Annotated in this window: 15 protein-coding genes; 13 read left to right on the top strand and 2 right to left on the bottom strand. The window is 55.3% G+C overall.

The window, feature by feature from the left end; all coding sequences use genetic code 11:
- Nucleotides 1-39: 39 nt before the first annotated feature.
- A complete protein-coding gene (locus Fuma_RS04895; RefSeq protein WP_145943994.1) occupies nt 40-1,695 on the top strand; it encodes an OprO/OprP family phosphate-selective porin in 1,656 nt (551 codons plus the stop codon).
- Nucleotides 1,696-1,835: 140 nt separating this feature from the next.
- On the opposite strand, the gene dcd is transcribed toward Fuma_RS04895, so the two are convergent.
- On the bottom strand, nt 1,836-2,408 hold the full coding sequence (dcd, locus tag Fuma_RS04890; RefSeq protein WP_077023155.1) for a dCTP deaminase: 573 nt from the start codon (nt 2,406-2,408) through the stop codon (nt 1,836-1,838).
- Between the two features lie 269 nt (nt 2,409-2,677).
- On the opposite strand from dcd, the gene Fuma_RS04885 reads away from it, so the two are divergent.
- Complete coding sequence (locus Fuma_RS04885) at nt 2,678-3,820, top strand: UDP-N-acetylglucosamine--N-acetylmuramyl-(pentapeptide) pyrophosphoryl-undecaprenol N-acetylglucosamine transferase (RefSeq protein WP_145943993.1); 1,143 nt, start codon at nt 2,678-2,680, stop codon at nt 3,818-3,820.
- A 69-nt stretch (nt 3,821-3,889) separates the two neighbouring features.
- On the opposite strand, the gene Fuma_RS04880 is transcribed toward Fuma_RS04885, so the two are convergent.
- Nucleotides 3,890-4,936 carry a zinc-dependent alcohol dehydrogenase family protein gene (locus Fuma_RS04880; protein WP_077023153.1) on the bottom strand — a complete coding sequence of 349 codons (1,047 nt, stop codon included), beginning with the start codon at nt 4,934-4,936 and terminating at the stop codon, nt 3,890-3,892.
- Nucleotides 4,937-5,250: 314 nt separating this feature from the next.
- Between Fuma_RS04880 and Fuma_RS04875 the strand changes: the two genes are divergently transcribed.
- The 11 genes from Fuma_RS04875 to Fuma_RS04815 all read left to right on the top strand — a co-directional run bounded on the left by Fuma_RS04875 (nt 5,251) and on the right by Fuma_RS04815 (nt 21,246).
- Nucleotides 5,251-6,417, top strand: a complete 1,167-nt coding sequence (locus Fuma_RS04875; protein ID WP_077028107.1) for a formylglycine-generating enzyme family protein — start codon at nt 5,251-5,253, stop codon at nt 6,415-6,417.
- Between the two features lie 222 nt (nt 6,418-6,639).
- Entirely contained in the window at nt 6,640-8,091 is a 1,452-nt protein-coding gene (locus tag Fuma_RS04870; protein ID WP_077023152.1) for an ammonium transporter, read from the top strand.
- A 30-nt stretch (nt 8,092-8,121) separates the two neighbouring features.
- Nucleotides 8,122-8,460: a P-II family nitrogen regulator gene (locus Fuma_RS04865; RefSeq protein ID WP_077023151.1), complete on the top strand. Its 339-nt coding sequence runs from the start codon at nt 8,122-8,124 to the stop codon at nt 8,458-8,460.
- Between the two features lie 605 nt (nt 8,461-9,065).
- Nucleotides 9,066-10,169: a glucose 1-dehydrogenase gene (locus tag Fuma_RS04860; protein WP_077023150.1), complete on the top strand. Its 1,104-nt coding sequence runs from the start codon at nt 9,066-9,068 to the stop codon at nt 10,167-10,169.
- Between the two features lie 341 nt (nt 10,170-10,510).
- Nucleotides 10,511-11,713, top strand: coding sequence for a tetratricopeptide repeat protein (locus Fuma_RS04855; RefSeq protein WP_077023149.1), 1,203 nt, complete (start codon nt 10,511-10,513; stop codon nt 11,711-11,713).
- A gap of 2 nt (nt 11,714-11,715) precedes the next feature.
- On the top strand, nt 11,716-12,231 hold the full coding sequence (locus tag Fuma_RS04850; RefSeq protein WP_083731809.1) for a SixA phosphatase family protein: 516 nt from the start codon (nt 11,716-11,718) through the stop codon (nt 12,229-12,231).
- Nucleotides 12,212-13,366, top strand: coding sequence for a DNA-processing protein DprA (gene dprA, locus Fuma_RS04845; RefSeq protein WP_083731808.1), 1,155 nt, complete (start codon nt 12,212-12,214; stop codon nt 13,364-13,366). Before Fuma_RS04850 ends, dprA begins: the two co-directional genes overlap by 20 nt.
- A gap of 16 nt (nt 13,367-13,382) precedes the next feature.
- Nucleotides 13,383-16,292 carry a CRTAC1 family protein gene (locus tag Fuma_RS04840; RefSeq protein WP_077023147.1) on the top strand — a complete coding sequence of 970 codons (2,910 nt, stop codon included), beginning with the start codon at nt 13,383-13,385 and terminating at the stop codon, nt 16,290-16,292.
- Between the two features lie 197 nt (nt 16,293-16,489).
- Nucleotides 16,490-17,623: a tetratricopeptide repeat protein gene (locus Fuma_RS04835; RefSeq protein WP_145943992.1), complete on the top strand. Its 1,134-nt coding sequence runs from the start codon at nt 16,490-16,492 to the stop codon at nt 17,621-17,623.
- A 490-nt stretch (nt 17,624-18,113) separates the two neighbouring features.
- A complete protein-coding gene (locus Fuma_RS04825; protein ID WP_083731806.1) occupies nt 18,114-19,223 on the top strand; it encodes a DUF1559 domain-containing protein in 1,110 nt (369 codons plus the stop codon).
- A gap of 220 nt (nt 19,224-19,443) precedes the next feature.
- Nucleotides 19,444-21,246, top strand: a complete 1,803-nt coding sequence (locus Fuma_RS04815; protein ID WP_145943991.1) for a CRTAC1 family protein — start codon at nt 19,444-19,446, stop codon at nt 21,244-21,246.
- Nucleotides 21,247-21,253 lie beyond the last annotated feature (7 nt).

The raw sequence follows: 21,253 nt of genomic DNA, 5'->3' as shown, positions 1-21,253 counted from the left end.
ACGCACATCCGGGGATATTCGTCGCAGAAAGTTCGCACGTTGCAAAAGCCAATCCTTCTTCTTTGCGTGCTATTCGTGCTGTCGCCGCTGCGCGAGACAGGCGCTGCGGACAACGACGTAACGTTCGAAGAATTGCTCAGTCGCCTGCAACAGACTGAAGAGCGGGTGCGCGAGTTAGAACAGCAAGCCGGCACGCCGTTTCGCCAGTCGTCCCACACGCGACTTTTTGACGAACCGCTTCCCATCCCGCCCGTGAGTGACTACATGGCCAACGCGACGGTTGCCAGTCGCAAGGCGGCGGGAACTTTCGCGAGCGATGATTCTGAAGACGCGAGTTCGGAAGACGAAGAAAAACAGCCAACCTTCGAAGAGCGGTTAAAGAAGCTGGAGGAAGGTTGGAAAGAATTAGACGAAGCATGGACGGAGTTTGATGAGGCGGAAGAGAAGAAGAAAGCGGACGCCAAAAAGAAGCCAACCTTCAAAATTAACGGCCGTATTCATGCCGACTTTTGGGACTTCCTTAACGACGACGGCGGCGTGGGATTCTTCGAAAACCCAATCGCTGGAGACGGTGCAGACGGCAATGCGGCCAACGATGGTTCGGATCCGGAGGACCGTTTTAGGTTCCGCCGCATCCGCCTGGAAATGAAGGGCGATATTCTGGAGTCGATGTACTGGCGAACACAGGTCGACTTCAACAATCCGCAAACCGCCGAAATGAAGGACGTCTATATCGGCTTCAAAAACTTGCCGAACAACTATCGCATTCAAGTCGGCAATCAAAAACGACCGCTCGGTCTCGACCCGCTGAACAGCAGCCGGTACAACGTTTTCTTAGAGCGTCCTTTTGTCACAGAAGCCTTCAACGAAGACGCTCGACGACCCGGCATTTGTTTCTACAGTAACACAGATGACGAAAGTCTGATCTGGCAGTACGGTGCTTTCTATCTTGAAAACATCACGACCGATGGCCGGTACCTCGGCGACGAGCGGCAGATGAGTGTGAACTTTCGTGTCGCCGGCAGCCCGTGGTACGACGAATGTTCAGACGGCCAGGGCTATTTTCACTGGGCCGTCGCCGGCATGGTGGGTCACCCGGACGGAACGGACAACGGTACCGACGGTCACCGCAACGAAGGTCGTTTTCGAACGCGACCAGAAGCCCGCAGCACTGCTCGCTGGCTGAACACCGGACGCATCGCTGGTGCCGAATGGTTTGAAACCATCGGATTAGAAAGCATCTTCAACGTTGGACCGTTGCAGATCGCCGGCGAACTCATGCAAAACTATATGCAGCGAGATGGTTTTGCTGACACTCAGTTTCACGGTGGTTACATCTACGCCAACTACATGCTGACCGGCGAACACATCCCTTACGACCGAAAAAGTGGAACGCTGGGCCGCCTTGAGCCGTTCGAAGACTTCTTCCTTGTCGACCGTTGCGATCGCTGTACCAAACGGGGCTGGGGTGCGTGGGGCGTGGCCGCTCGGTATTCGTACCTCGACATCAGCGACGCAGACGTCCTGGGCGGCGTCGGCGAATCCGCGACTCTGGCCGTCAATTGGCACTGGACTGCGTATTCGAAGTTGCAGTTCAATCTGATCTACGGCGACATCGACGACCGCGACCCAATTACCGGCGCGACAGACGGCACCTACCTCATCGCCGGAACTCGCTTTGCCGTCGAATTCTAGGTCGGTACGCACCGACGGGCGGTTGGCGTGGTGGGCGGGTGACGGTTTGAGGGCGGAATCGCCGGCGGTGCTCCCGGTGGTCGCGGACGGGTGGGCGGCGGGCGTATTCCGTCTCGTACTTTTCGAACGATGCTGGTCGGTTAGGCGTCGCGGTTGCCGTCTTCGAATTCCAGACGCATTTGGTTGTCGTCGCGGATGCCGAGTTCTTTGAACAGCAGGCTGGGCTGGATGTCGGTGTTGTGCTGATATTTGCCGCTCTGATATTCCGTCACGTCGCCATCCACCGAGTGATAGAAAATTTGGCACACCTGCACGCCAGGATAGATTCTCACCGGCTGCACGGCAAACATTTCCAGAGTCCAGAAGCCACAAAAGCCGACGTCGCCGAATCCCGCCGTCACGTGAACAAACAGCCCAAGGCGGCCGATTGACGAGCGACCTTCCAGCATCGGCACGTAATTGTGAGTTTCCGTGTGTTCGATCGTGCGGCCCAGATACAGCTGATTCGGCTGCAGCACCATTCCTTCTTCCGGAATTGTGAGGCGGCGAAAGCGATTCGGCCGCTTCATGTCCAGAATGATCTCTTCGTACACCAACAATTCATCATGCAGCGTCAGGTTGTAGCTGTTGGGATTGAGCTGGTCGTCGCAGTAGGGCTCAATTTTAATATTGGTGCCAAGTTGCTTTTTGATTTCGCTGCCGCTGAGAATCATAGGGAGTGCTGCTGAATGGAGGCTGACCCGGACACGGTGAACGATCGCGACCCACAGCGTAGGCACTGCGTCGCCGGTGTTCAAGCAGCGGCCCTGCGATTGCCGAAGACGGGCTCAGCCTGATACGGTTGTATCGCGGAAACGGACAACAAAGGCCGCGCGCAGGACCGCATACCTGAATTCAACCAGTCCATGATCGCCCCAACAGTCAGGGCCTGCTATAACCGGCACCCAACGATTGGTTCGGACGGCAGCGACAGGAACGCAGAGTGGCGAAACCCGTGCATATTGCATTCTGCGGCGGCGGTTCAGGCGGGCATTTGACCCCCGCCATGGCCATTGCGCAGGCGGTCCTGAAAGAAAACACAGACGCGAAGTTCACGTTCTTCACCAGCGACCGCGAAATCGACAGAAAGATGCTGGCCGCGTGGACCGAGTCGAACAGCGACGCTGCCAACCGCATCACGATCGTTGCACTACCGTTGACGTCGTCCGGTCGTGGGCTGCGATATCTGGCCAACGTCTGGAAATCCTTTCGCCAGTGCCGTCGCCACTTCAAAACGGATCCGCCTGATGTTGTGCTGGGCATGGGAGGGTTTGCGTCGGTGCCCGGAGTCCTGGCCGCTCGATCGCGCGGAATCCGGCCGCTGCTGTTCGAAGCCAACCGAGTGCCTGGTCGAGCGAATTTGTGGCTGCGATTTGTCGCGACGTGCACGCTGACTGGCTGGCCCGTGGAAAAACCGCCGCGTTGGGGTTTGGCGGTGGAATGCGGAATCCCATTGCTACAAACCAACAAGGTGTCAACGACGACTGCTACGGGCGAGGACAGACCTCATGGCGAACGCCCGCCGACCTTACTAATTCTTGGCGGAAGCCAGGGAGCTTCCGCGTTGAACGATCTTCTGGTCAAGACCTTCACTGACGCGGAGTTGGCTGTTGGCTGTGACGACGCGCGGAGGGTAAGCATCATCCATCAAACCGGATCGGCCGATGAATCTCGGATCGCTGCGGCCTGGAAACAAGCAGGAATCACAGTGGACGTACGAGCTTTCATTGCCGATGTTCCGGCCGCGCTAGACACTGCTGATTTTGTCATTAGTCGAGCGGGCGCGATCACGTTGGCGGAAATCGCAGCAGCAGGGCGAGCTTCAATTCTGATTCCGTTGCCATCAGCCAAAGACAACCATCAGGCAGTAAACGCGGATTACTTCCAGAACGCCGGTGCCGCAATCGTTATTGATCAGCGAGCCCCCGACGTGACGAAGCGGCTGGCGGAAGCTGTTAAGATGCTGAGTCAAACACCGGAAAGAAGGTCTGAGATGGCGACCTCAGCGACCCGTCAGCACACGCCGGACGTGGCAAAACGCATCGCGGCCCTGCTGATAGGAGCGGCGGAGAGGCCCTCGCAGTAAGAAACGCTCGCAGTAAACGGCTTCGAAGCACATCCGGTCATCGAGCGGACTTTGGCAGGCCGGCGTTGCTTAAACATCAAACCGATCAATCACGACTGCGCCGACGCTGGAGAAGTTGTTCAGGTTTGGCAATCGCAGACACGCCTCCGACAGCGAAACGCGTTCGCCGACCAGCTTATTCGGTTGCAGTTGGCCGTCTTCGATCATCTTCAGCATTGCTGGGTATTCGAACGCCTGCATGCCGTGGCTGCCGACGATTTCCAGTTCCCTGCCAATCACCTGCGACATAGGGATCGGTGGGTCGGAGTCGCCGCCCAGCGTGAGTCCAATCTGCACATGCCGTCCTCGCTTCCGCAGGCACGCGATCGAATTGAAGCACGTGACGCGACTGCCCAATGCATCGATGGAAACCGTTGCTCCCCCGGACGAAAGCTGCTGCATGGCGTCCGGCACGTTGGATTCATCCGCTGCATTCAAGACAACGTCGGCTCCGCATTCTTTCGCCTTCTGCAGTTGAGCGTCATTGATGTCCACCGCGATCACTCGCGCGCCAAGAGCGGCCGCGATCATAATGGCGGACAGCCCGACTCCGCCGCAGCCGTGGACCGCCACGATATCGTTAGCGGTGACTCGCCCCTGATGCACGACACCACGAAACGATGTGGCAAACCGGCAGCCCAGACTCGCCGCCGTAACGCTGTCGATCGAATCCGGCAGCGCTACGAGGTTGACGTCGGCGTGCCGGATTTCCACGAACTCAGCGAACGCTCCCCAATGCGTGAAACCCGGTTGAGTGTAGTTGTCGCAAATCTGCTGGTTACCGGAAGCGCACTGCTGGCACGTTCCGCAGCCACAACTGAACGGCACGGTCACTCGCGCGTTCGGCTGCCATTGCTTCACGGTGGTTCCCACTTCAGCCACCGTGCCAGCCAGTTCGTGGCCGGGAACGTGAGGCAACTGGACATCGCTGTCGTGGCCCATCCAGCAGTGCCAGTCACTACGGCAGATCCCACAGGCTTCCACCTTAATGATGGCGGAATCCGGTCGGGGAACCGGAGCGGCCGTTCTGGAAATTTCCAGCGGCCCCTGAAACGATTCAAAAACTGCAGCAAGCATAATGGCGATATCGGGGAATGTGGGCGAAAGGGGCCGTATGATGGCATTTCGAAAGAATGGATGCGCGGCGCTATTGCCAGCTCATGTCACGCGCATGCTTCCAAAACACTGATTGCAACGCCGAATTTCGTGACAGCGCAACATGGAATTGTCTATGACGTTGTTCTGGCCTGGTGATCACGCAACAATAATAGCAACCGGCCCGTAACCCCTTGCGACTCACGCAGATTTCGGAAAGGTTCCACTTTAATCGCGCCGGTTCGTCGGTGCCGACACTGCCCAACATCAGCATCGTAGCTGCGAAAGTAATATTTATGCGACTAAGAACCGCCCTTTGTGTACTTCTGTCGGTAGCCAGCGGGATCGCCGTGGCCGCCGAAACGCCCGGTTTGGTCAAAGAAAAGCCGTCATCCGGTCGCTTTGTCAAAGTCGATGACGGCTACATGATTCCTTATGAAGTGAAAATTCCAGGCACAGACGTGTCGTTCTGGATGGAACCCATCCCAGGCGGCGAATTCACAATGGGCAGCCCTCAGGACGAAGCCGGCCGAGAGGAAACTGAAGGCCCTCAACGGAAAATCGCTGTCGATCCGTATTGGATGGCTCGCCACGAAGTCACGTGGGCCGAATACAAGATCTTCATGGATCTGTACGATGCTTTCAAAGCGTTCGAGGTCGCCAAAATCCGAACGGTCACGGAAGAGAACAAAGTTGACGCCATCACGGCTCCCACAGTGCTTTACGAACCAGATTTTACGTTCGAATACGGAGCCGATCCCAGACAACCGGCCGTCACGGTGACTCAGTACGCCTGCAAGCAATACAGCAAGTGGCTGTCGGCAATTACTGAGTGTCAATTCCGCCTCCCGACAGAAGCGGAATGGGAATATGCCTGCCGAGCGGGCACCTCAACTGCTTACCATTTCGGCAGCGATGCCTCAAAACTAGGCGATTACGCGTGGTATGTCGACAACACAGATGATGAAGGAACAAAAAATGTCGGCCAAAAAAAACCGAACCCGTGGGGCCTGTACGACATGCACGGCAACGCGGCCGAATGGGTCATTGACTATCTCCAGCCTTATAAAACTACTGACGGAATGCTAAATGCGGCGAAAGACTGGGTGCGGCCCGAAGAGGTTGACCCTCGTGCGATTCGCGGCGGATCGTGGGAATTCGAAGCAGAAGAATGCCGGTGTGCGTCGCGACTTGGGTCCGATTCTGAAGAATGGCGAACTACGGACCCAAATTTGCCTAAGAGCCCGTGGTGGTTTACGGACGACCCAGCTCGCGGTGTAGGTTTTCGGCTAGTCCGAAACCTGAAAACGGTTCCTCGTAAGGAAATTGCTGCGTTCTGGGAGATCGATCACGAGGACATTCAGTATGGAGTCGACGACCGACTTCATAGTGATGGGCGTGGCGTACAGGGGATTGTGGATAAAGACTTACCGGCTGCGATCAAGAAAATCGAAGACGAATAGATTTTTCGCACACGGCGATCACACGGTCGCCAACGGCCGTTTCGCGATTCCACAATCAGCGGCAGAATAAAAACAGGCGAGAACGCTTCAGGGATTACCGTCTTTGAGGCGTCTGTTTCCAATCAGCTAGCACTTCTCCAAAACGAAAAAAAGCTTCGCGCACTCGAGTTCGAGCACAATGTGTGTTTCAACGAAAACTAATGGGCAAGGTACAACCTCACCATGACGAACTCGTTTAGGCGATTGCTACTGCTGGCGGTAATTCTAAGTTCCTGTGGCAACCTGGTGGCTCAAACCACTGACGTCCAAAACGGCGACGTGATTAGTCCCGCCACGACGGGCGTAACCGAACCGCAACCTTCAGACACAGCGTCTGATGATGAAATAACAACTCAGCAACAAGATGAGGCGCCGGCGGCAGTCTACGACAAAGCCGATGTCGCGTGGATGTTGGTCAGTATCGCCTTCGTGCTGATGATGACCTGTCCCGGACTGGCTCTGTTTTACGGCGGGCTGGTTCGCAAAAAGAACATCCTCAGCGTGATGATGCAGTGCGTGTTCCTGATGGGACTGATGTCCGTCGTCTGGGCCGTTATCGGCTACAGCCTGGCGTTCGGAGGTTCCGGCGCTTACTTTGGCAACTTCGAACATTTATTGCTGGCTGGTGTCACACCGTCGAGCGCAAGCGGTCTCACGGTGGAACAGTGCATAAACGATCAAATCATCGTCGCGTTTCAGGGCATGTTCTTCATCATTACTCCGGCCCTGATCTGCGGTGCGTTTGCTGAACGCATGAAATTCACCACGATGGCAGTTTTCAGCGTGGTGTGGGGACTGCTGATCTATTGTCCGATCGCTCACTGGGTATGGGACGAAGGCGGCTGGCTTTCCGAAGCCACCGCAGGAGCAAAATACCAGGCAATTGACTTTGCAGGTGGATTGGTCGTGCACATCAGCTCAGGCGTTTCAGCATTGGTTTGCGCCCTGCTGATCGGCCGCCGTCGAGGTTTCCCGTCTCAGGCGATGATGCCGCACAACTTAACATATACCTGCATCGGCACTGGCCTGCTTTGGGTGGGCTGGTTTGGCTTTAATGGCGGCAGCGGGCTTGCTGCAGACGGCAAAGCCGTAAACGCCCTGTTTGCGACTCACCTTGCAGCTTCAGCAGGCGTTTTATCATGGTCGTTGGGCGAGTGGTTTAAGCACGGCAAAGCAAGCGTTTTGGGAGCATGTTCCGGCGCGGTTGCTGGCCTTGTATGCATCACACCGGGGGCTGGATCGGTGACTCCGATTTGTGGAATCCTGATGGGATTCGCGGCAGGGCTGTTTTGCTTTTTCAGTTGCACAACACTGAAGAACACCTTTGGCTATGATGACTCTTTGGACGCCTTTGGTATTCACGGATTGGGCGGCATTTTGGGAGCAATTCTGACGGGCGTGTTCGCGACTTCGGTCGTGACGGGCGGTGAGAGTCGCGGCGCGATTGACGGTCATTCGGCACAGATTATGACTCAACTTGTCAGCGTCGTTGCGGCCGTCGGCTTCAGCGCTATCGGCACGTTTGTCATTCTGAAAATCCTGGACGCTGTCATGGGGCTGCGTGTCAGCGAACAGCAGGAAGTCCAGGGGCTGGATATCAGTCAGCACGGCGAAGAAGGTTATATTTTTCTATAAACTCTGAACTATGATACGGGTGATCAAACGATGAAGAAGATTGAGGCGGTAGTTCGCCATTTCAAATTGGAAGACGTGAAATCGGCCATTACCGAGGCTGGCGTTCATGGCATGACAGTCACTGAAGTTCGCGGCTTCGGTCGGCAAAAGGGGCACAAAGAAACGTACCGAGGTGCGGAGTACATTGTGGACTTCATGCCAAAGGTAAAGATCGAAGTGGTCGTGGCTGACGACGTGGAAAAAACGATTGTCGAAGCCATCGTCAACGCAGCTCGCACAGGCCAGGTGGGTGACGGAAAAATCTTCGTCTCCAACATCGAAAGCGTCGTGCGTATCCGAACCGGCGAAGCGGACGAGTCTGCCATTTGAATTCGCGGACCAGGATCTTTCGGATCCACTGTTCCAACGCGCCTAATGCGACTGAAACAGAAGCTCGGCCTTGTTGCAAGGTCGAGCTTTCGTTGCGCCGGCCCCAAATGCCTGCACACAGCGAGCGGCCGCCCTGTCTGCCAAGTCCGCCTGCGGCAAGCTCAATTCCAAACGGAATTTCGCGATCGCCGCGACCGAAGAACTGGTAGTTTGGACGCCTGAATGCCTGAGCGGTGCGACCAAAGTAAAGGGCGTCGCAAAATCGAGGCGTTTCTGCGACCGCTTGAAGGTCGGAAGAAGCTTGAAGCCAGCAGGGATTTATTCTGCCCGCCTAGGCCCGCCAGGCGAGGTCAGTCTGCGAAGTCTTGAAGCCTCCCGGCGGCAGACGGCCCGGCCCCCGTGAGTCCCTCAGCTAACCCAACCTCACGGGCTTAGGCTGGTCCGCGAATTCTTCGTTGGTCAGAGTTGGTTTGACAAACCTTCCGGCAATCTTTGGCCGATTGCGTGGCTGCTTTGAACGATGACGATTGGGATTCTACAATCGCCCGACTCATGCGGAATTTGTTTCGCCCATTTGCCAATGATTCAAACCGATAGAAAAAACCATGCAGGCCATCGCCGTGATTCCGGGCACACCCAACAGTGTCCATCTTGCTGAACTCGACAAACCGTCTGTCACTGACATTCCGGACGGGCGCGGCGTGCTGGTCAAAACGTTGAAGGTCGGCGTCGACGCCACCGACCGCGAAATTAACGACGCTCTGTACGGCAACGCGCCTCCGGGCTACGACTTTCTCGTGATCGGACACGAATGCTTCGGCATCGTGGAAGAAGTTGGCCCGGCCGTGAAGAAGGTTAAGCCCGGCGATTACGTCACATGTACAGTTCGTCGTCCCGGTGGATCGATTTACGACGCCATCGGTCGTTCGGACATCACCAGCGAAGAAGAATACTACGAACGCGGCATCAACCTGTTGCACGGTTACCTGACCGAGTATTTCGTCGACGACGAAGAATTCATGGTTCGGATGCCGGTTGGCCTAAAGCACCTGCACGTCCTCGCAGAACCGATGAGCTGTGCGGCGAAGGCCGTCGAACAGGCCATGCTGGCTCAAAAGCGGCTGCAAGTGTGGGAACCAAAATTGGCGTGGGTCACGGGATCTGGTCAGATCGGACTGCTATCGACACTCATTCTGCGGCTGCGAGGCATGGAAGTCTTCACGCTGGCTCGCGGGAAGAAACCCAATCTGAAAGCCGAGGTCGCTGAAGGAATGGGAGCAACTTACGTCAGCACGGCGGATATGTCTTTGGAAGAACTGGCGGCAAAGCACGGCAAGCCGGACCTGATTGTGGAAGCCACCGGCAGCAGCGCCATCGCCTTCGAATGCATGCAGCACCTCGGTCACAATGGCTGCATTGTTTGGACCAGCATCACGGGTGGCGAACGCAAAGTAGACGTTCCCAGTGACCATCTGAACCTGAATTGGGTGCTTGGTAACAAGCTGCTGGTTGGCTCGGTCAATGCGAACTTCCGCCACTTCGAATCCGGAATTTCAGACTTGGCTCTCGGTGAAGTCACGTTTCCTGGCGTTCTCGAAAAGATCCTCACCAACCCGGTGGACGGCTTTGAGAACTACGCCGAAATGATGCGACTGCTGGTCGAAGACCGCGACGCGCTGAAGGTGTATGTGAACGTCGCAGAAGGTTAAACCAGCGGTTGAGGGTGAAATCGCGGTCCACGCTGCGATTTCGCTCACAATTTTGCCATTTCCGCAGCATTTGCTCCTGAAAATCCTTCGCTATCTTAGCGGCAGCATCTGCCGGAGGGCTAAATTCACTTATTGAGTGAGCCCTCATTGGGGGCAGATCCGTGTTGCAGCAGAATCCGCACGCTCGTATTCTGCGACTCCTCTCCATCTCTCAACTCTCAAAAGATTCGCTAAAGTTCCGTCTGTCGCTTCCGACAGGCCGTCAAGTGTGACGACTTTGCGAATCGTCCCTTCGATCCATTCCCCCCTGCCAACTCCGTCTCTCAGGAAAGGCAACCACCATGCGCTTCGAATGGCTGCAAAAGCTGGCCAGCGTGACCATTTGCGCCGGCATTCTGACTCTGTCCGGCTGCTATTCCATGAACGGCTACATGACGAATGCGTCCGGGCTGGGATACTACGAACAGGGCAACTACGCCATGGCGGCTCAGGAATTCCAGAACGCCGTCGCCAGTCGTCCCAACAACCCTGACTACCTTGCGAACCTAGCCAAAGCTCGCATGAAAATGGGTGATTCGGCAGGCGCCGAGCAGCTGTTCCAGCAAGCTCTGACGCAGTCGCCATCGCACCAGCCGTCATACCACGGCTATTCGGAATTGCTGCTGGCACAGGGACGTGGCCACGACGCTCATCGCATGCTGAATACGTGGGCCGCCACCCAACCATACATTGCCGAATCTCATGTCGAACTGGCGTGGCTGCAACGAGAACTCGGGCAACCCGATGCGGCCGCTCAATCGCTGCAGCAAGCGCTTCAAGTGAACCCGAACCACGCGACAGCACTGGCTCATCTGGGGCAGTACCACCAGGACACAGGCAACCCGACCGAAGCGGTCGCCATGTATCAGCGAGCTCTGCAAGCCAACTGGAACCAGCCGGAAGTACACTCAAAACTGGCTGTTGCGGCTCAGGCAGTAGGAGCCAATCATCCGATGGGCGAAACCGCGATGGCGCGAGGCGTTCATCCAGGCAGCGTGCCACGACAGCAGATGGCGTTCGGTCCTCAGATGGCACCAATGCACATGGCTTCCGCTCCAATGCAGCAAATGCCACAGCAACAGCTGACGTATCAGAATCCGCCAAACATGCCGCCGCAGTTTGCCAGCCAGCCACAGTATTCGGGGCAACCCCAGGTCGCGCATCAACAGGATCCGGGCATGCCGGCGTATGGTCAGCCGCCGATGATGTCACAATCCGTCCAGATGCCAACCATGCCTTCGCCGAGTAGCCCGATGGGGCAACCATTCAGCCCGATGATGCCCTTCGGCATCGGCGGCACGGTAACTGAGCCCATGGGATCGGGCGAATCGATTCCATACAACGGCGGAACCATGCCGACCACTCAGCCAAGCACGCCCATCGCGACGCCTGCACCAATGCCAGACCCCGCGTTTTCCGACAGCGGAAAAAGTGCCGGACCGATCACTTCGGTTTCTGCCACACAGGTGTCAGAGGCGGAGGTTCCGGAGATTGAGGCGTTTTAAGGATGGCGAAACACCTCATATTGATGCGGCATTCTTACGCTGCGTCTAACAACCCAGCCTGGTCCGATCATGAACGGCCGTTAACCGAACGCGGCCGCCAGCTCGCCACCAGCACAGCTGCGATGCTGTCCGATTTTCGAATTGATCGCATCGTCCATTCTGATGCGGTGCGCACAACGCAAACCGCCGAGTTGATCAAAAAGGCGTGCGGGCACGACCCGCCACTGTATGCAGCCGCACAACTGTATCACGCATCGGCCAGCGAAAACCTCAACGAAGCCGTTCAGAATGCCAGTGCCGATGATGATGGGATCATGGTGGTGGGACATAATCCAGGGATGGCCGGCCTGATTTACTCGCTTAGCCACGAATCTCTGCCAATATCGCCAGGCAGCGTTGCGATTTTTCGGCTAAACGGAAATGATTGGAAGCTGCTGCAGGACGGTTCTGAAGCCGTCACGCTGACGACTTTCATTTCCGGAGGCGTTCGTCAAGACCATGGCACCGAGTGTCCCTGATAATTCCGGCAGTGGTTCCAACACCGATCACGACGCGGACGTGCACGCGACGTTGGCCATGTCTCTGATTCCGGGAATCGGGCCAAGGCTACACGCGACGTTGCTGGAACGCTTTGAAACTGCGGACAACGTCCTCAACCAGCCAGCGGCAACATTGCAAACCGTCAACGGTGTCGGCAAGCAGCTTGCCGAACGCATCACCATCGGCATTCACCGCGCGGCCGCCACCGAGATGCTCGCGCGATGTGTCGACCTTGGTGTCAAACTACGCCGCAAGCACACACCCGGGTATCCAACGGGCCTGAACGCCGTCGATGACGCGCCGGGAATACTTTACGTGCGAGGCACGTTTGAACCGAGAGACGAACTTGCCGTCGGAATCGTCGGCTCTCGCCGCTGCACGTCGTACGGACGACGCCAGGCCGAACGGATGGCGGGTTCGCTGGTGCGAGCTGGCTTCACGATCATCAGTGGGCTGGCACGAGGGATCGACGGAGCAGCTCACCGTGGCGCCTTGAATGCGGGTGGCCGAACAATTGCGGTGATGGCGACGGGCGTGAAGGAAATCTATCCACCAGAACACGCCGACCTGGCCATCGACATCACTCGCAGCGGAGCGGTCGTCAGCGAATTTCCACTCGATCAAAAACCACGCCCCGGGCTTTTTCCGCAAAGAAATCGTATCATCAGCGGCATGAGTCTAGGAGTAATCGTCGTCGAAGCCACACGCAATTCCGGAGCCCTCTATACCGCTCGACATGCAATGGAGCAGGGGCGCGAAGTATTCGCGGTACCCGGCCAGGTCGACAGCCTTGCCAGCGCGGGTTGCCACGATTTGATTCGCGAAGGAGCAACCCTGATCCGCAACGTCGAGGACGTCCTCGCAGAACTCGGCCCGCTGTCCCAACCGACTCAATCGGCTGAAGCCACCACCGTGCACGACCCGCGTGAAATGAGCCTGAATCCTCAGGAAAAAGAAGTGCTAAACCTAATCACAACATCGCCCGTCCACGTGGACGAAGTTCTAAGAACCACCAAACTGGATATGTCACGAGTCCTGTCTACATTGACAGTATTAGAAATGAAACGTTTCATCCGCCGCCTACCCGGGAATATGCTGGTGCGGAATGTCTGACGTGAGGTCCTTACAAATGCAACTTCGAAACCTGGCCTGTTGCATTTGGATCGGCGTGTGTTGTGGCTGCTTTCAATCTGAGCCCGAAGTTAAGGACAGCACTCAGCCCGTTGAAGTCACTTCCAGTCGAAGTCCAGTCGAACCGCCTCCACCTGAATCTGCACCCTCAGCCAATGCGCGAACTGGCAGTCGCGAACAGCAACCCGACTTGGGGTCTCGTAGCAATACGCCGAGCGACGAAATCAAGATACGCCCAACGATCAACGGAAAGCTGACGGAAGCGATTGCTCAACTGGAAGAAGAGGCCGCCACGAGAAACTTCGATTGGACCACACAATCGAAGCTGGCGGATTATTATGCGATGGCCGGGTATCGAAGTAAGGCGGCTCATCTGTGGCGGTCGCAGTCGAACCAACGGTCTCTTGCAGCACGGGAACTGGTCATGCTGACGGACTATGACCGAAGGCACCCCGAGTATCGGCCACGACTGGAGGCAGCAGAAAAGCGAACGCCCAACGATATCAGCGTGAATCTTGGGCTTGCGATTGAGGAGTTTTCAAGAAAGGAATTTGCGACGGCGCGAAGGCGTTTGGAAAGAATTGCGTTGCACCGGCCGGACGCTGCCGAAGCTCAAGGGTTGCTCGGAGAAATCCTGGTCGACACTGATCCAGCCGCACTGCAAGAATGGTATGAGCAGGTCCCTGAACAAATCAGACACTCACCTGATGTGCTGATTGCATGCGGACTTTGGAGTAATTTGGATAGTCGGCACCGGATGGCGATTTGGTGCTATTCAGAAGCTGCCCAAAAAATTCCGGCGTCGTATCGCGCTTCATATTTGCTCTCCTCAGCACTGACGAATCTGAATGCAGTCGAAGCCCCGCAGTATCGACAACTCACCGAACAACTGTTTCAGTTGCGGGAGCAAGTCTCCAAGTTCCTTCGCGAGGGTGGAAAAGATGCGTCAACGGCGAAAAAGCTTGTCGATCTGCTTGAAAAATTAGACCGCCCAAACGAAGCCTACCAGTGGCTTCGACTCGCCAGAAGCAAAGTTGACATTCCCAACTGGGAAGCCGAGGCATTCGTCAGGCTAAGCCGCCACAGCAGGCCGCCGCCTGTTCCGACAGTCTCCAGCGACAACATCTGGCGCGATCATCCTTTGAATGGATATCCAAAATTCGAGGTTCCAACTGAGAGTGAGTCTGCAGGCGGCGACTCAACAGTCATGCGAAACCGCGAGGCAACACGCATTCAATTTATCGACCAGGCGCAGCAACTCGGATTGAACTTCGCGTATAACATTGGCCGACCGCCGAATACGACCAATGTCAGAATGTTTGAGTCGACCGGCGGCGGGATTGCCGTTATTGACTACGACCTGGATAGTCAACCGGATTTGTTTTTCACACAGGGAGCCGATTGGCCGGACGGCAGCCTTTTACCCTCCACCGTGGACCAGGCTTCCGACGTTTTTTTTCGTCAGATCGACGGGCGGTTCACCAGCGTCGAAGAAGTCAGCGGCATCGCGAAAGAAGGAGCCTATGGTCAGGGCTGCGCCGCAGGTGACGTGAACAACGATGGTTTTCCAGATCTTTATGTTGCGAATATCGGACAGAATCGCCTGCTGCTCAACAACGGAGACGGCACGTTCCGCGATGCCACAGAAGATTGTGGCTTCGCCTCAAGCCGTTGGACGACAAGTTGCCTGATTGCCGATCTGGATGGGGATAGCAACCCCGACATTTACGACGTTAATTATCTTGAGGGGGATCGTGTTTTTCGTGATCACTGTAACCGCGACAGCTGCTCGACCAGGCCATTCAAGGGGGCATTCGACGAGGTTCACTGGTCTCAAGACCGCGGAATATTTCATCCATCGGTGTGTACTCATGAAGGGGAAGATGGGCCAGGCCTGGGAATTATCACGATGTCCTCACGATCTCTGGCCGCCGACCATGAATTAGCGTCAGCCTCAAATTCCGAGCCCATCAATCAAAACGCGTTGTCGCTTTTCGTGGGGAATGATGGTCAACCAGACTATTTGCTGACACCTGTTTCTTCGCGCACTTCAGATGGTAACAAAGCTGGAAAACCGCGTCTGCAAAATGACGGATTCGCACGCGGCGTTGCGGTGAACGCGGAGGGGAAATACACATCTTCAATGGGAATTGCAGCCGCCGACGTCAATCGAGACGGAAAGCTGGACTTCTTGGTCACAAACTACAGCGCAGAAGCGAATTCATTGTTCGTGCAAAAATCGCAGGGGTTCTTCGTTGATCAAATTGCGGACACCGGTCTTCGCCACGCCGGACTTCCATACGTAGGCTGGGGAACCCAGTTTTTCGATCCTGATTGTGATGGTGATTGGGACCTTTTTGTGGCAAACGGACACGTTGCCACATTTGAGGAGCCTGAGATCGAGTATGCGATGCCCATGCAGATTTTTCGACACGACGAGGGCGTTCAGTTCACCCAACTGGCGACTGATGAGGTCGGTGACGTTTTCCAACGCCCGATCTTTGGGCGATGTGCGCTGGTCACAGACTGGAATTGCGACGGCGCGCCTGATGTTGTTGTTGGCACTCTGGCTTCTGCTCCGCTTCTGTTGACAAACCTGACCGAACCGATTGGTAAGAACGTTTCGATCAGGCTTCACGCTAAGTCCACCGCCCGTGATGCGATTGGGACGGCGGTCACGCTTGTATGTGGGTCACAGCAGTGGCGAGCGGAACTAACTGCAGGCGACGGATTCCATGGAAGCCAGGAACGGATGATTCACATCGGGCTGGGGGCACAGGCCCCGCCGACCTGTCAGATAACGATTGAATGGCCAGGGGGCAGCACTGCCGAGTTTAAGGACATTCCTGTGTCCTCTTCGCTGGATGCTGTGGAAGGTAGTCCGCGTCTCTGGGTGAGGCCGAAGTAGAGCCCCCCAGAGCCGTTCGGGGAGCAATTGTTCACGAAATTTTCACTTGGTTTACGATTCGAGTGCATGGCTGAATAGAATACACAATTCAGGATTTCCACTAAGTAACATTCCAACGCCCCATCTCTGTAGAATCCAACGCCTTGTTGCCCAAACGTTTCAGACTGAAGTCCACATCTTCTTTGATCCTGCTCACGGTGACCGTTGTCTTGGCTGTCGCCGCGTGGATTTGGACTAGTCAGCATCGAATCACAGGATTTGAGCGGGACGCTCGAAAAGCGGTTCTCAAAGGCGACTGGACGACTCTGAAGACCATTTCTGAGGACTGGTTGCGCTGGGATCCTGCAACAAATGATGGAAAAGCCTACTACGCCGAAGCATGTGTTCAGCTTGAGGATTATCAGGCAGCCGTAGATGCCTTACACCACGTCAGTGAAGACTATCACGGCTACCTGTCCGCTCAGGCCATGCGAGCGGAAATCCTCTTTTCAGATTTGAATCAGCCACTGGAGGCAATTGACGTTTGGAACAAAATTCTGACTCTCGAACCGGCGGCCGATGTCCCCCACCAGCGCCTGATTTACTGGTATGCGATGACTCTTCAACGACAAAAGCTGGTCGAACAGATCATCGCAGCAGCAAAGCACAAGGCAGAACCACGCGAAGCCTATGCCTACTTGGTACTCGCCGACGACCTCAACTTTTCAGACGGTTTGGCAACCGTCACCCGCTGGCTTAGCCAGTACCCTGACAACCAGATCCTGGAAGTCGCGCAGGCGGTTTATGCCGCGAAAGTGACATCAAGTCGATCACTACCAAAGTTTGGTACATCAACAGTGATGCCAGGCGACAGAAGCCTTGTCGATCGCTGCCACGAGAAGTATCCGGAAGCACTTGAGCCGCTCGCCCTGCTGATCGAACTGGCGATATTCGACGGTGACTCCGAAAAAGTGCGAAGTCTCTTAGGCAAAGCCCCGGCAAATGCAGAAAACGACGGTCGTTTCTGGCGATTTCGTGGCTGGCTACTAACGGCAGGTAAGTCATTTGAGGCAGCAGCAACTTCGTTGCGCCGCGCGATTGAGCTGGGGCCGTGGGACTGGAGAGCGCGATTATTCCTGGCAGACGTCCTTAGAAAACAGGGAAAAAATGAGGAGGCAGCAACGGTGGGCGAATTAGCCATGCAGGGCAAAACTCTCCACGGAAAGCTACTGCAAAGCCCCAACGCCAGAGACCTCAGCCTTGAACTGGTAAATGAAATCTATGCCCATCTGGAGCAAACCGGACCGGACGTTGTCCAAAATGCCCTTGCCAGCAGGCTGAATCCGGAATAATCACCCGAAGAGGTTTCGAAGCGAGAAACACGCCAAATAAACAGAGCCTCGCTTGCCTGGTTAGTTTTTCAACAAAGTTTCGGTATGTGATTTATTTGACTCTTGGCACTTATTCGATATTCTGCGACATTACGTAACTTACTTGTATTATTATGGCCAATCCCAAATTTCTTGACACACGTACGTAGGTGTTTGCCGATGTCTCGTTTCAGTATGTTCTTTCTAACCTTGCTGCTAGCTGGTAGCGGAATCGTAGGATGTGGTGGCGGTAGCCAGAGCGATGAGCCTACCGAAGGTGCACCTCCTCCTCCGCAAGCCGGTTCGGACGACTATGATCAGTACAGCAGTGCGGGCAGGGGCGGTCCCGGTTCTAATCCAGCCGCAAAGAAGTAATTTGATCGGACGGTCTTGCGTCTACAAGACGATGGACCTGAATTTATCCAGTCATTGTTGGCTGGTGCTTTTTTATGTTTTTTCGAGGATTCCCTAGATGAAGGCAACGAAATACCGACCGCGCGGTTTCACGCTGATTGAACTGCTGGTGGTGATTGCAATTATTGCGATTCTCATCGCTTTATTGCTACCAGCTGTGCAACAAGCACGCGAAGCGGCTCGCAGAACTCAGTGCAAGAACAACCTCAAACAACTTGGGTTGGCATGTCACAACTACCACGACGTGTTCAACCAGTTTCCACTGAATTACGACGGGTCAGTTAACAACCCAAACGCAAGCGTTGGGGCAACTTTCGGAAGTGGTACGCAAGGTATGATCAGCTGGATTACAGCCGCTCTGCCGTACATGGATCAGGGGCCGCTGTACAATGCACTCGATGGATACGGCACGTTCAATACGCCAAACAGCGCCACCACTAACGGAACGACTCCGGGAACTGGAACAGGGTATGGGCGTTTTGAGGTTAAGGAACTCGCTAAGACCGTAATTCCTGGGTTGTTGTGTCCCAGCAACGGTCAGGCAAAAATTTACACGGCGAACGGGAACAACGGTGCATTTTCCTACCGAGGAGGACCATTCGCTGACGGTGGAGGTGGTGGTGGTATCGGCTACAGTGGCGGTCGAACAGACTATGTCGGCAACATGGGCTTTTGCCACAGTGGCTGGCGTGACTCTAACACCGGCGTTAACAATTCGCATAACGGTGCCGGCTGGTCCAGTCCTGAGTGGGTCGTTACTTTCGACCTCGACTGGGACGGTCACACTCCACGTCGCGGCTGCTTCTGGCATCGTGGTTCCGCCAGGATCGCTCAGATCACTGACGGAACTTCAAACACAGTAATGGTCTTCGAGGACCATCACTGGCGTTATACGAAGCGTGAACCAAGCCGTATGTCACGAAACTGCACTTGGATTTCCCCCATCAACGGTCTGAACACTTTCAACAAGAAGATTAACTCAGACAACGAGTACAATGGACGGGGTGACAACGACACACGTGGCAGTAGCTTCTGCAGCACCCACACGGGTGGTGCTCAGTGTGTTCTGGCTGATGGATCGGTTCGATTCGTTAGCGAAAATCTGGACATCGGCGTTCAAAAAGGAATCGGAACCAGTGGCGGGGGAGAAACTGTTAGTGATTTCTAAGCTAACTTTCACCCACATCTGATGACTTGGCAATGCCCGCAGGTGACTGAAATCGCCTGCGGGTTCTTGCGTTTTAAAGTTCCAGCTCTTCACCAGTCATTTGACGAAAAACTTGAGCGGGGCTATGTCAGTAAACGCACGTTTAATCTCTGCGAGCAGTTCGTGCGATTCGTCGTGAACCGGCCTCTTGACATTCAGATCTGCTTCATCAGGATGGTACGTGTTGAACTTTCTTTGCCGGAATTTGTTGCTTGCGTTAAACGTGACCCTGCTCACGCTGCCCTGCTTTCTAGCCAGCGGCTGCGTAGATTCAGGGACTTCAGCACCTGCCCCCTTCAGCAACGGTCGGCCACCAGCAACGAAGCGGGAGGGGCTAAGTCTGACTGCCGATCTGCAGCCATCAGATAACCCTCACGACTTACCGTCCCCTGTCAGTAAGCCTCCAATACCGTTCATGGATATCGCGGCGGATGTCGGCGTTTCGTTCCGTTTCGAGAACGGAGATTCGCCGAAGAAACTGATGCCGTCTGCCACTTCCGGAGGGTGCGGCTGGATCGACCTTGACCATGATTTGTGGCCGGATCTGGTGCTGCCGCAAGGCGGTTCTATGGAAACAGAAGCTCCGGAGCTAAAGGATCGGGTCTTCAGAAATATCGGTGGGCAACATTTCCGGGATTGTTCTGAAGAATGCCTGATTGCAGCTTCAGATCGGTGCTACGGTAGCGGGGTGTCGGTAGCGGACTTTGACAACGATGGATTCAGCGACATCTACATCGCGAATGTCGGCCCGGATGTGCTGTATCGAAATCTTGGTGACGGTACTTTTCAGGACGTCACGAACGCCGCTGGTATAAATAATACACGATGGGCATCCAGCGTTGCTTTCGGAGATCTGGATAATGATGGTGACGCTGACTTATACGTCTGCAATTACGTGGACTACGACCCGCGACATCCGATTCCGTGTCTGAATGCCGACGGACTTCCCACAACGTGCCATCCCAAGCACGTCGGTGAAATTGCCAACGTATACTTTGAGAATGATGGCGACGGCACCTTTTCGGAAGTTTCCAACGATAGAAATCTAAATGCTCCCGGCAGCAAAAGCCTTGGGGTGGTCATTGCAGACCTGGACCGGGACCAGGATTTGGATGTGTATGTTGCAAACGATACAGAAGCAAACCACCTGTTCCTTAACGATGGTCTAGGAGGCTTTGCGGAAAATGCAATTGCTGCAGGTGCTGCTGCAAGCGGTCAGGGCCACCTGCAGGCCAGCATGGGCATTGGGGTTGGTGACTATGACCGCAATGGCCTGCCCGACCTATACGTAACGCATTTTATTGATGATTCTAATACGATGTATCAGAATCTCGGTCGTGGCGCGTTTACTGACTCGACGCGGGAATCCGGCTTACACCAACCCTGCCTGCCGTATCTTGGGTTCGGCACGGTGATGACTGATTTTGATGCTGATGGATGGCAGGATCTATTCATCGCAAACGGCCACATCGACGACTTGCGCGAACTGGCCGGCTCACCCTGGAAAATGAGTGCTCAGATTCTGAGGTTTGATGGGAATTTGTGGACCGACGTGTCCAGGGATTCAGGCGATTACTTCGCTGAAAAATGGTTAGGACGCGGTGTCGCTGGTGGCGACTACAATCGAGACGGTGCGATAGACCTTGCCGTCGTGCACCAGAACGCTCCTCTCGGCTTGTTGAAGAATGAAGCTAAACTGGGAAACTGGCTATCTCTGACCCCTATCGGTGACATGAGCAGTCGGACGGGAGTCGGCCTTGAGGTGACCGTGACTCAGGACGATCAGCAGTTGATTCAGCAGCTTTGCGGAGGTTCGAGCTACTGTTCCGCTCATGAAGCGGCAATCTATTTCGGACTTGGGGCATCGGGAAATCTCGTTTCCATATCGGCTCGTTGGCCATCTGGAAGAGAATTTCGCGAGGAGAACGTCGAACCCAATCGTCATTATCACCTTTCTGAAAAGCACGGTTTGTTGGCGCAATGACGAAGTC

This window comes from Fuerstiella marisgermanici, assembly GCF_001983935.1.
Lineage (GTDB): Bacteria > Planctomycetota > Planctomycetia > Planctomycetales > Planctomycetaceae > Fuerstiella > Fuerstiella marisgermanici.
Note: the sequence above shows the minus strand (reverse complement) of the source record. Positions and strands in the feature narration are given on the sequence as shown.